Source organism: Bradyrhizobium sp. USDA 3262, from assembly GCF_054060035.1.
Genome location: NZ_JBSSCT010000001.1, coordinates 1739238 through 1751071, shown reverse-complemented (window position 1 = coordinate 1751071; position 11834 = coordinate 1739238). Strand labels below are relative to the sequence as shown.

Genomic DNA, 11834 nt, shown 5'->3' with positions numbered 1-11834 from the left:
ATGGAACTTTCTTCTATGACAGATGTCGCCATTCAGCTTCATGACAACAGCCGCCGCCTCGACGCGATCGATCGCAAGATTCTGACCGTGCTGCAGGAGGATGCGTCGCTCTCCGTCGCCGAGATCGGCGACCGGGTCGGACTGTCGTCGACGCCGTGCTGGAAACGCATCCAGCGGCTGGAGGCCGACGGCGTGATCCTGCGCCGCGTGGCGCTGGTCGACCAGAACAAGATCGGGCTCGGGATTTCGGTGTTCGTCTCGGTCGAGAGTGCCGACCATTCGGAAGCCTGGCTGCGCAAATTCGCCGACGCGGTCAGCGCCATGCCCGAGGTGATGGAGTTCTACCGGATGGCCGGCGACGTCGACTACATGCTGCGCGTCGTGGTCGCGGACATGCAGGCCTACGACGTGTTCTACAAGAAGCTGATCAGTGCCGTGCCGCTGAAGAACGTCACCTCGCGCTTCGCGATGGAGAAGATCAAGTCGGTGACGGCGCTGCCGGTGCCCGCGGCGTAAGCGCCGCCGCACGATCCCGCACGAGACGTCGATACGCTCCCAGGTAGTTCGCCTGTCCGGCATTTACCTGAAGTTAGCGCCGGCAGCGGTATCCTGCTGCGATGGAGCCGGGGGAGATCATCCCAGCGAAACGACCGCCTGCCTGGCTGGGCGCGGCTGCATTGCTGCTTGCGAGCTGGATCGCGGTCGCAGTGCCGTCGCTAAAGGTGCGGGCGGGCAGCGACGTGGTGGCCGTGGCCTTTCCGCCATGGTGGCGCGCCGAGCGCGCGCTGATGGCCGCCGCGTCCGCCGATGCGTCGATCGTTCGGATGACCGCGATCCCGGCCCTGCTGGTGGTGCGGCCTGATCGCGATGGCGGGCTGCGCCGGCTGTACGAGGCCGGCGCCTTGCTGACCATGGATCCGCAGGCGATCGCCGGCTGCTTCACGGCGGATGACGATCTGGGGGCTGGGGATGACCTTCGAAGGCGATGAGATGGCCGCCCTGCGCGAGACGGCCAGCAAGATCCTGCTCGTGGTGCTCTGGCTGCACGTTCCGATCGCAGTCATCGTCGGCATGACGCTGCACACCGACTGGCTGATGCCGGCCGGCTTCATGGTCGCGATGGCGCTGGCTGCGACATTGTCGTGGCGCATCTCGGGGAACGGCGTTTCAACGCGCCTGATCGTTGCCGTGGCCCTGATGGCCGGCGTGTCGATGCTGGTCTACCAGTTTGCCGGCCACCGCTGGCAGGTCGACATGCACATGTATTTCTTCGCCGCGCTGGCGTGCCTGGTCGCCTATTGCGACTATCGGCCGATCGTCGCCGGCACTTTGGCGGTTGCCCTGCATCACCTGACGCTGAATTTCATCCTGCCGGCCGCGATCTATCCCGGCGGCGCCGATTTCGGCCGCGTCGTTCTCCACGCCGTGATCCTCCTGATCGAGGCCGGCGTGCTGATCTGGCTCGCGCACACGCTTGCCGAACTGTTCGAGAAAGCGGCGCAGAAGGCGGCGGAGGCCGAGGCCGCCGGTGCCGCCGAAGCGCGCGCCAACGCCGAGCGGATCGAGGCCGAACAGGCCAAGCGCGACCGCGATGCCGCGCGGCGCGAGCTCGCCGCCGGCTTCGAGCGCAAGATCGGCGAGGTCGTCGAGGCCGTCGCGGTGGCGGCGAGCGCGATGCAGGGCCTGTCGACAACGATGAACGGCAGCAACGCGGAAACCATTCGCCAGGCCACCGCCGCCGCCTCCGCATCGACGCTGGCGTCGAGCAACGTGGAAACCGTCGCGTCCGCGACCGAGGAGCTGACGGCCTCGATCAACAGCATCGCCGAGCAGGTGACGCGCTCGGCGCGGATCGCCGCCAAGGCCGCCGACGAGGCACGCCGCACCAACAGCGTCGTCGAAGGCCTTGCCGCCGGCACCCAGAAGATCGGCGAGGTGGTGACGTTGATCCAGAGCATCGCCAGCCAGACCAATCTGCTCGCCCTGAACGCAACCATCGAAGCGGCGCGCGCCGGCGAGCATGGCCGCGGATTCGCCGTCGTCGCGAGCGAGGTCAAGGCACTGGCCAACCAGACCGCCAAGGCGACCGAGGAGATTTCGGCCCAGATCCAGGATATCCAGAGCGCGACGGGTGCTGCCGTCAGCGCGATCGGGACCATCGGCACCACCATCGCGGAGATCGACCAGGTCTCGGGCGAGATCGCGGCCGCCGTCGATCAGCAGGGCGCGGCGACCCGCGAGATCTCCAGCAATTTGCAGCAGGCCGCCGATCGCACGCGGGACGTCAACAAGGGTATCCTCAACGTTAACCGCGCCTCCGAACAGGCCGGCAGCGCGACCGCACAACTGCTCGATGCGGCGAACGGCCTGTCGTCGCAATCGGAATGGCTGAAGACCGAGCTGGACCGCTTCCTGGCCTCGCTGCGGGCAGCGTGAGCACCACCTCCTGAGCTGTCATCGCCCGGCTTGACCGGCGATCCAGTACGCCGCGGCCTCTCGGCTCAATCACGACCGTCTCTGGAATACTGGATCACCCGCTTTCGCGGGTGATGACACCATTCTTCGCGGCGAGCAGCCAGCTCAGATCTTCTGATTGTACTCGCCGACCTCGGGATGCGTGCGCAGCACGGCATCCATCGCCTCGAACATGTCGTGCATGCGCCGCTCGCTGACCGGGCTTTCCACCACGACCACGAGCTCCGGCTTGTTCGAGGACGCGCGCACCAGGCCCCAGCTGCCGTCCTCGACCGTGACGCGCACGCCGTTGACGGTGACGAGGTCGCGGATGTTCTGGCCCGCGACCTTCCCGCCCTGCTGCTGCAACGCTTCGAAGTGCTTCACGACCGCGTCGACGACGCCGTACTTCGCCTCGTCGGCGCAATGCGGCGACATGGTCGGCGACGACCAGGTCTTCGGCAGCGCGTCCTTGAGGTCAGCCATCGACTTGCCGGGCGCGCGGTCGAGCATTTCGCAGATCGCGATCGCCGACACCAGGCCGTCGTCATAACCGCGACCGAACGGCTTGTTGAAGAAGAAGTGGCCGGACTTCTCGAAGCCGGCAAGCGCGCCCAGCTCATTGGTGCGGCGCTTCATGTAGGAATGCCCGGTTTTCCAGTAGACCGTCTTCGCGCCCTGCTTCTGCAACACCGGGTCGGTCACGAACAGCCCGGTCGACTTCACGTCGACGACGAACTGCGCATTCGCATTGATCGCCGACATGTCGCGCGCCAGCATGACGCCGACCTTGTCGGCAAATATCTCCTCGCCGGTGTTGTCGACCACGCCGCAGCGGTCGCCGTCGCCATCGAAGCCGAGGCCGACATCGGCCTTGTGCGCCAGCACCGCATCGCGGATCGCGTGCAGCATCTCCATGTCTTCCGGATTCGGATTGTATTTCGGGAAGGTATGGTCGAGCTCGGTATCGAGCGGAATCACCTCGCAGCCGATCGCCTCCAGCACCTGCGGCGCGAACGCGCCCGCGGTGCCGTTGCCGCAGGCCGCGACGACCTTCAGCCTGCGCTTCAGCTTCGGCCGGCTGGTGAGGTCGGCGATGTAGCGCGCCGGATAATTCTCGTGGAATTGATAGGAGCCACCGACCGTGTTGTTGAATTCGGCGTTGAGCACGATTGCCTTCAGCCGCGACATCTCGTCGGGACCGAAGGTGAGCGGACGGTTGGCGCCCATCTTGACGCCGGTCCAGCCATTGTCGTTATGCGAGGCGGTGACCATGGCGACGCAGGGCACGTCGAGATCGAACTGCGCGAAGTAGGCCATCGGCGTCACCGCAAGCCCGATGTCATGCACCTTGCAGCCCGCCGCCATCAGGCCCGAGATCAGCGCGTATTTGATCGAGGCGGAATAGCCGCGGAAATCGTGACCGGTGACGATCTCTTGGCGGACGCCGAGCTCCGCGATCAGCGCGCCGAGCCCCATGCCGAGCGCCTGCACGCCCATCAGGTTGATTTCCTTGTTGAACAGCCAGCGCGCGTCGTACTCGCGAAACCCGGTCGGCTTCACCATCGGCTCGGATTCGAAGGCATAGGTGTTCGGGACCAGCGCGGATTTCGGCTTCGGAAACATGGGTCGGCCTTATGGTCGTATGCAGAAAGACATCGTCGCAGCCTTTAGCGAATGCGCGGGCCGGGCGAAAGCAGAGACTGGGGCTGGTGACCAACAATTACGGCAGAAATGGCGGCAACTATCCCGCGAGTTGAACGCCGGATCGCGCCGGCCTTCCCAGCATTACGGTGACAGATTCGAGCCCGCGATCTCCGCAATCGTCGTCCCGGCGAAGGCCGGGACCCATACGCCGCAGCGGGTGTTGGGTTCGGGACCCGTCGTTCCGGCGTTGCTCACCAAAGACGGTCTGTGGTTATGGGTCCCGGCCTTCGCCGGGACGACAGCGAGTGTGTCGCACGCTATCCCGTGAGGATGACTTATTGCTCCAGCAACAATTTGCCGTTGGCGTATTCGAAGCGCTTCAGCTTCGACAGGAAAGATAGGCCGAGCAGGTTTTCCGACAGCGCCTCGTCCGGCAGCACCAGGGCGTCGACGTCGCGCACGGTCAGGCCGCCGATCTCGATCATGGCGATGCGGGCGCGCGCGGCCTTGATGGTGCCGTTCGCGGTGGTAACGCGCGAGGTGTAATCGCCCGGCACCGGGCGCAGGCCGAAACGGGCAGCCGAGGCCTCGTTCAGCGCAACCACCGAGGCGCCGGTGTCGACCATGAAGTTGATGCGCTGGCCGTCGATCCGGCCGTCGGTCGCGAAATGACCGCGAGGATCGGGCGCAATGCTGAACGTGCGGGCGCTGGCCTGCGCCACCGTGACGGCTGGGGCGGCGGTCTGCCTTGTGGTGGTCGCGGCGGCGGGCGACATCTTGCTGGCCATCTGAGCCATGAAGGTGCCCAGGCCGATCAGGATGGCCGCGAAAATCATCAGGTTACGCATGACACCATACTCGGAAAACCGAACACGCAATTTCACCACGCCGCCCGCCCCGCCGCGAGCGAGGGCGGCGGCACGAGCCTGCCATTTTGGCGAAAAGGATGAGCGAAGGGTTAATGTGAGCCCAGAGAAGCGGCCGAATGACATCGGCCGGCTGCCCGGGCAACAATTTGCCGGCCTTCAGGCCGTCTTTCAGGCCGTCCTGGCAACCGGGCTCGGCATCGCAACGCGCAGCGCGTAATAGACCGCGCCGGCGATTCCGACACCGAAGAACCAGCCATAGACCGCCCACCACGCCGGCAGGATCGAGGTGAAGTTCGGCAGCACCGACGAGAACAGCGCGCCGATGCCGGCCGCGATCAGCGCGCTGACGTTCCAGCCGTTCTGGAAGCGATATTCGCCGTTCTCCTGATACAGCGCCGGCACATTCACGCGACCTTTGGCGATCAAATAGTAATCGACCATCATGACGCCGAAGATCGGCCCCATCGTCGCGCCGATCAGCCCGACGAACGAGGCGGCGCTGCCCTCCCAGGGCGCAAACGGATACAGCGCGAGCGCAATCAGCGCCGCGATATAGCCGCCCTTCTTGAAGTCGATATGCCGTGGAAACACGTTCGAGAAGTCGAACGCCGGCGAAACAAAATTGGCGACGACGTTGATGCCGAGCGTCGCCACCGCGAAGGTGACCGCCGCGAGCAGCGCCAGGAACCAGCTGTCGAACTTCGCCGAGATCTGGTCGGGATGCAGCAGCACCTCGTGATAGACGTTGAACGCCGCGATCGTGGTGACGCCGGCAACCAGCGAGAACAGGATCAGATTGACCGGCAGGCCCCAGATATTGCCCTTGCGCAGCGCTTTCTCGTCGGGCGCATAGCGCGAGAAGTCGCAGAAGTTGAGATAGAGCGCGGCGAAATAGGTGATCCATGTGGCGGCGACGGCGCAGAGCGCCGGGAAAGAGCCGGGCACGCCGGGCACGCCGGCTTCCTTGGTCTTTTCCAGCAGCACGTCCTGCGGGATCGGCGCGGTGAGCGAGATGCCGCCGGCCGCGATGCACAGATAGATCGCAAGGATCAGCATCATCAGCCACACCGCAGGACCCGCCCAGTCCTGGAAGCGCCGCACCGTTTCCATGCCGCGCTGGATGATCAGCAGTTGCAGCGCCCAGATCACGACGAAGCAGATCACCTCGAGCGTGGAATGGCCGAGCATATGGCTGGACTGGTGGAACGCCTTGAAGCCGTCGATGCGCGTCAGCAGCGCGACGATCGCGCCCGAGGCCGCCGCGGTCTGCGCGCCGTACCAGAAGCATGCCACGACGGCACGGACCAGCGCCGGAATGTTGGCGCCCCAGACCCCGAACGAGGCGCGCGCCAGCACCGGATATGGCACGCCGGTCCTCACACCCGCATTGCCGATCAGGCTCATCAGCACGAAGATCACCAGCGAGCCGGCGCCGATCGCGATGATGAAGTTGACGAAGCTGCCGCAGAGCAGGAACAGGCTGGCGGCGAGATAATAGCCCCAGAGGCTGTGCACGTCCGAGGTCCAGACGTTGAAGATGCTGAAGGCGCCCCAGTTGCGTTCCTTGGCCGGCGCCAGATCTTCGTTGTACAGCGACGGCGATGCGTTCTTGATCTCCAGGTTCTTGAAGTCCATGCCGGCCTCCCCAAGTGCGAGCCCGTGATCCCATCCCAGCGCGCAAATCTAACCACCGTTTGCCGGCGCTCGCCAGCGCAACCGATCAAGCATGATCGGGAAAACGGAGACCGGCGCCCTTAAGGCATGATGAAGTTAGGTTGAGCCTGCGACCGCAAAGATGCTGCGCTCCCTCTCCCGCTTGCGGGGGAGGGCTGGGGTGGGGGCTCTCGCCGCGAGTCGCATCGCGGAGAGAGCCCCCACCCGCCGCGCGCAGGCGCGCAAGAGCGCTGCCGAGCGCGTCGGCCTCCCCCGCAAGCGGGGGAGGCGAAGCGAGCCTGCGGTCCGACTGATTCAACCAAGAACCATCGTGCTCTAGCTAGCGCAACAACGCGAAACGTTGACGCGGCGCGACAAAGCGTTGCCTCGAAGATTCAAGTGCCGCGCGGTTTCACGCGCCTGGTCGGCATCGCGCTGGCGGGATCTTCCGGCCAGGGATGGCGCGGATAGCGGCCACGCAGGTCGGAACGCACCGCGGCGTAACTGCCGCGCCAGAAACCGGGCAGATCGCGCGTCACCTGTACCGGCCGCTGCGCCGGCGACAGCAGTTCCAGCACCAGCGGCACCGCGCCCTTGGCGATCGAGGGATGGGTGTTGAGCCCGAACAGCTCCTGCAGCCGCACCGCGATGGTCGGGCCCTGCTCGGCCTCGTAATCGATCGCGAGTTGCGTTCCAGTCGGCGCCTCGAAATGCGTCGGCGCCTCGCGATCGAGCCGCGCGCGCAATTCCCACGGCAGCAGCGCCATCAGCGCATCCGACAGATCGCCGGCGGACAGGTCCTTCAGCGCGGTCTTGTCGTAGAGCGCCGGCACCAGCCAGTCGTCGGCACGCGCGGCGAGCGCGGTGTCGGACAGATCGGGCCAGCTCTCGTCCTCGGCCCTGCGCAGGAACATGACACGGTCGCGCCATTGCTTGGAGTGCTTCGACCACGGCAACCGGTCGAGCCCGGCCGCGATCAGCCCGTCGGCGAAGACGCGCGCGGTCTCGGCCGAGGGCTGTAGCGACATCGGTGCCTCCGACAGCGTGATCGCGTGCAGCGAACGCCGGCGACGGGCGCGCAGCGCCATCGCGCCGCGGTCGAACGTCACCTCTTCCACGTTCTCGATCTGGTCGGCGAAGCGCTGCTCGATCTCCTCCTGGGTGATCGGCGCCGCCAGCAGGATGCGGCCGCTCGCGGCCGTGCCGGTCAGTTCGGCAACCGCGATATAAGGCAGCCTCGCCAGCGCCGCGGTCTGCTCGACGGCGGCGCCGCGGCCATTGGCCAGCACGAAGCTGCCATTGCCGCGGTTCCTGGCGACGCGATCCGGAAACGCGAAGGCCAGCATGACGCCGGTGGAGAGATCCTTCGTTTCGCCGGCCGCCGACTTCACCTGGGCGGCCCAGCGCGCCGCCATGCTGCGGGCGCTCGATGCCCGCTGCGAACGGTCGCGGCGGAACTGGTCGAGCCGGACGTCGAGATCGACACTGTCGCCGCCGAGCCCGCGCTCGGTCAGAACCGCGGCGATCTCGGCCGCCTCCTCGCCCATACCGAAGCGGGCGGAATCCACGATCATGCGTGCCAGCCGCGGCGGCAGCGCAAGGGCGCGCAGGCTCTGTCCTTCCTCTGTAATGCGGCCATCGCCGTCGAGCGCCCCGAGCTCGGACAGCAGCGATTTGGCTTCCTTCAGCGCCGGCCCCGGCGGTGGATCGAGGAAGGCAAGGCCTGCGGGATCGCTGACGCCCCATTGCGCGAGATCGAGCACCAGCGAGGACAGATCGGCGGAGAGGATCTCGGGCGCGGTGTAGGCCGGCAGCGACGTGGTCTGCGGCTCGTCCCAGAGCCGGTAGCAGACGCCGGGCTCGATACGGCCGGCACGGCCGCGCCGCTGATCCACCGCGGCGCGCGAGGCCCGTACGGTCTCAAGCCGCGTCAATGCAATGTCAGGCTCGTAGCGCGGCACCCGCGCGAGGCCAGAGTCCACCACGATGCGCACGCCCTCGATCGTCAGCGAGGTCTCGGCGATCGAGGTCGCCAGCACCACCTTGCGGGTGCCCTTCGGCGCCGGCGCGATGGCGCGATCCTGCACGGCGGCATCGAGCGCGCCGAACAGCGGCACGATCTCGACCGCGGCGTCGTGCACACGCTCGGCCAAAAAAGTCTGGGTGCGGCGGATCTCGGCGGCGCCCGGCAGGAAGGCCAGCACCGAGCCGGCATCGGCGCGCAGCGCGGCCGCGATCGTCTCGGCCATCTGCCGCTCCAGCGGCGCGTCGACCTTGCGGCCGACGTAACGGGTCTCGACCGGAAAGGCGCGCCCCTCGCTTTCGACCACCGGCGCGTCGCCGAGCAGTTTTCCGACGCGTGCGCCGTCGAGCGTTGCCGACATCACGAGGATTCGCAGGTCCTCGCGCAGGCCGGTCTGCGCGTCGCGTGCCAGCGCCAGCCCGAGATCGGCATCGAGCGAGCGCTCATGGAATTCGTCGAACAGCACCGCGGCGACGCCGTTGAGCTCGGGATCGTCGAGGATCCGGCGCGAGAAGATGCCTTCGGTGACGACCTCGATCCGCGTCGCGCGCGACACCTTCGAGCCGAAGCGCACGCGATAGCCGACGGTCTCCCCGGCACGCTCGCCGAGCGTCTTCGCCATCCGCTCGGCGCTGGCGCGCGCGGCGATGCGGCGCGGCTCCAGCACGATGATCTTCTTGCCCCTCGCCCAGGGTGCATCGAGCAACGCGAGCGGCACGCGCGTGGTCTTGCCGGCGCCCGGCGGCGCCACCAGCACGGCGGCGTTGTGACCATCGAGCGTGCGGTCGAGCTCATCGAGCACGGCGTCGATCGGCAGCGGGCTATCGAATTGGCGCGGCAAGGATTCTCATCACCGCAGCGGCGCTCGGGCCGGGCTGCGTCCCATGGTTAACAAACCGTCTCGGATTCCTCTTGGATTCTTTTGGGTTCTTGGGCCTCTTAGACCATTCGCCGGCTACGGGAAACCCGCGGAAAGGTCCGGTTCGGTGGCACATCGCTTGTATCGATAAAGGAGAAAGCAACCGATCGGGCCGATGATAGGCCCGATCACGCCGGAACAGGACAAAGATGACCACAAACGGCACAGCCGCTGCGACAGATCGTTCCGCCCCACGCGCGAGCGGACGCGTCGATTGGGTCGACTATGCCAAGGGCATCTGCATCATCATGGTCGTGATGATGCATTCGGTGCTGGGGGTCGAGAAGGCCGCCGAGCAGACCGGCTTCATGCATTATGTCGTGATGTTCGCGAAGCCGTTCCGGATGCCGGACTTCTTCCTGATCTCGGGCCTGTTCCTGTCGGTCGTGATCGATCGCGACTGGCGCACCTATCTCGACCGCAAGGTGATGCACTTCGCCTATTTCTACGTGCTCTGGGTGACGATCCAGTTCGGCTTCAAGGCGCCGTCGCTGGCCGCCGAGACCGGCTGGGCCCAGGTTGGGCTGCAATATCTCGAGTCTTTCATCGAGCCGTTCGGCACGCTGTGGTTCATCTATCTGCTGCCGATCTTCTTCGTCGTCACCAAGCTCGCGCGCAACGTCCACCCGCTCGTGATCTGGCTGATCGCGGCAGCGCTGGAGACCGCGCATGTCGCGACCGGCTGGACCGTGATCGACGAATTCTGCTCCCGCTTCGTCTACTTCTACACCGGCTACGTCCTCGCCGATTACGTGTTCGCGCTGTCGGACCGCGCGCGGGCACGGCCTGCGCTGACCCTGCTCGGGCTTGGGCTCTGGGCGCTGATCAATGGCGGCCTGGTTGCGCTCGAGGTGAGCGAATGGCCGGTCGTCTCGCTCGCACTCGGCTTTGCCGGCGCCTGCGCGATCATCGTGACCGGCACGCTGCTGGCGCGCGCGCACTGGCTTGGCTTGCTGCGCTTCTGCGGCGAGCATTCGATCGTGATCTATCTCGCCTTCTTCCTGCCGATGGCGGCGACACGCACCCTTCTGCTGCGCTTCGGCGTCATCCACGATATCGGCCTGATTTCGCTGATCGTGACCGCGGTCGGCGTCGCCGGCTCGCTCGTGATCTGGCAGCTGGCGCTGGCGGCGCGGGCCAATTTCCTGTTCGAGCGGCCCGATGCGTTCTGGATTGCCCCGAAGAAGGCGGCGCCCTCGCTGCAGGCGGCCGAATAAGCCCCGACAGTGCCAGAAGTCATGACTGCCGGATTCGTTCCGACGGCGGGAATCCGGCCGTTCGAACTTTCCGCACATTGAAATTATTGGCTTTTTGATCCCGAATGTTTCGTCGCCTGGGCCGCGACGAAACAATTCTCCCGGTCACGAAACCATTTTCCGCTTTTCGCGCAGACATCCGGAAACGGGCCGTAACTAACGTTTGTCCCAACGAACCGCCGCCCAACGGCGAACTGGGAGCCTGTCATGCCGAACGTCATCGCCATCAACGCTGCAGCCACGAAGCATATCGACGCTGCTCGCGCGACCTCGGATGAAACGCTGCTCGCGCGTATCGCCAAGAATGACCGCACCTCGATGCACACGCTCTATGCCCGTCATAACGTCCGGGTCTACCGCTTCGTGCTCCGCATGGTGCGCGACACCACCATGGCCGAGGACCTGGTCAGCCAGGTGTTCCTGGACGTCTGGCGCACCGCAGCCCAGTTCGAGGGCCGTTCGCAGGTCTCGACCTGGCTGCTCTCGATCGCCCGCTTCAAGGCGCTGACCGCGCTGCGCCAGCGCAAGCATGAGGACATCGACCAGGACGACGTGCTGGAGATCGCCGACGGCGCCGACACGCCGGAAACCTCGCTCGATCGCGCCACCACCAGCGAGATCCTGCGCGCCTGCGTGGCCAAGCTGTCACCGGCCCACCGCGAGATCATCAATCTGGTCTACTACCATGAGAAGTCGGTCGAGGAGGCTGGCGAGATCATCGGTATCCCGCAGAGCACGGTGAAGACCCGCATGTTCTATGCCCGCGCAAGCAGCTCGCCGACCTCCTGCGGGGCGCCGGCGTGGATAGCGTCGCCGCATAAAGGATAGCTAATTCAATATCTTAACGGGAGATCACGCGATTCAGGCAATTGTCCACGAAGCCGAAAAATTCAGGCGACGAAACAATTGAAACAATCGACGACATCACCCGGAAAAACACGATCTCTATACCTATATCCAACGACGCAACCCCATTTACTGAACCGGTTTCGATACCTCTTCGTTCTAACCTC

The 11834-nt window shown here is 65.7% G+C and carries 8 protein-coding genes and 1 pseudogene; 5 read left to right on the top strand and 4 right to left on the bottom strand.

Annotation, left to right across the window (positions count from 1 at the left end):
• Nucleotides 1–15: 15 nt before the first annotated feature.
• The 3 genes from ACVWYP_RS08040 (at nt 16) to ACVWYP_RS08030 (ending at nt 2436) form a co-directional block, all read left to right on the top strand.
• A complete protein-coding gene (locus ACVWYP_RS08040; protein ID WP_016848075.1) occupies nt 16–516 on the top strand; it encodes an Lrp/AsnC family transcriptional regulator in 501 nt (166 codons plus the stop codon).
• Between the two features lie 161 nt (nt 517–677).
• On the top strand, nt 678–989 hold the full coding sequence (locus tag ACVWYP_RS08035; protein WP_245288899.1) for a hypothetical protein: 312 nt from the start codon (nt 678–680) through the stop codon (nt 987–989).
• Complete coding sequence (locus tag ACVWYP_RS08030) at nt 970–2436, top strand: methyl-accepting chemotaxis protein (protein ID WP_304498335.1); 1467 nt, start codon at nt 970–972, stop codon at nt 2434–2436. Before ACVWYP_RS08035 ends, ACVWYP_RS08030 begins: the two co-directional genes overlap by 20 nt.
• A gap of 144 nt (nt 2437–2580) precedes the next feature.
• Here ACVWYP_RS08030 and ACVWYP_RS08025 read toward each other — a convergent pair whose 3' ends face one another.
• From ACVWYP_RS08025 to hrpB, 4 genes are all read right to left on the bottom strand, one after another.
• A complete protein-coding gene (locus tag ACVWYP_RS08025; protein WP_304498334.1) occupies nt 2581–4080 on the bottom strand; it encodes a phosphomannomutase/phosphoglucomutase in 1500 nt (499 codons plus the stop codon).
• Between the two features lie 356 nt (nt 4081–4436).
• Nucleotides 4437–4937 (bottom strand): TIGR02281 family clan AA aspartic protease, encoded by a 501-nt coding sequence (locus ACVWYP_RS08020; protein ID WP_304500201.1) that lies wholly within the window; start codon nt 4935–4937, stop codon nt 4437–4439.
• 201 nt (nt 4938–5138) lie between these two features.
• Nucleotides 5139–6605, bottom strand: a complete 1467-nt coding sequence (locus ACVWYP_RS08015; RefSeq protein ID WP_304498333.1) for an NCS1 family nucleobase:cation symporter-1 — start codon at nt 6603–6605, stop codon at nt 5139–5141.
• Nucleotides 6606–7018: 413 nt separating this feature from the next.
• Nucleotides 7019–9487, bottom strand: a complete 2469-nt coding sequence (gene hrpB / locus ACVWYP_RS08010; protein WP_304498332.1) for an ATP-dependent helicase HrpB — start codon at nt 9485–9487, stop codon at nt 7019–7021.
• A 227-nt stretch (nt 9488–9714) separates the two neighbouring features.
• On the opposite strand from hrpB, the gene ACVWYP_RS08005 reads away from it, so the two are divergent.
• Complete coding sequence (locus tag ACVWYP_RS08005) at nt 9715–10782, top strand: acyltransferase family protein (RefSeq protein WP_304498331.1); 1068 nt, start codon at nt 9715–9717, stop codon at nt 10780–10782.
• Between the two features lie 246 nt (nt 10783–11028).
• Nucleotides 11029–11642: pseudogene (locus ACVWYP_RS08000) on the top strand (sigma-70 family RNA polymerase sigma factor).
• Nucleotides 11643–11834: the final 192 nt, after the last annotated feature.

Excerpts from the sequence above, each read along its gene's own strand:
- ACVWYP_RS08020 (WP_304500201.1), bottom strand. The coding sequence starts at position 4,937 with ATGATTTTCGCGGCCATCCTGATCGGCCTGGGCACCTTCATGGCTCAG.
- ACVWYP_RS08005 (WP_304498331.1), top strand. The coding sequence starts at position 9,715 with ATGACCACAAACGGCACAGCCGCTGCGACAGATCGTTCCGCCCCACGC.
- ACVWYP_RS08030 (WP_304498335.1), top strand. The coding sequence starts at position 970 with ATGACCTTCGAAGGCGATGAGATGGCCGCCCTGCGCGAGACGGCCAGC.
- ACVWYP_RS08015 (WP_304498333.1), bottom strand. The coding sequence starts at position 6,605 with ATGGACTTCAAGAACCTGGAGATCAAGAACGCATCGCCGTCGCTGTAC.
- ACVWYP_RS08040 (WP_016848075.1), top strand. The coding sequence starts at position 16 with ATGACAGATGTCGCCATTCAGCTTCATGACAACAGCCGCCGCCTCGAC.
- ACVWYP_RS08025 (WP_304498334.1), bottom strand. The coding sequence starts at position 4,080 with ATGTTTCCGAAGCCGAAATCCGCGCTGGTCCCGAACACCTATGCCTTC.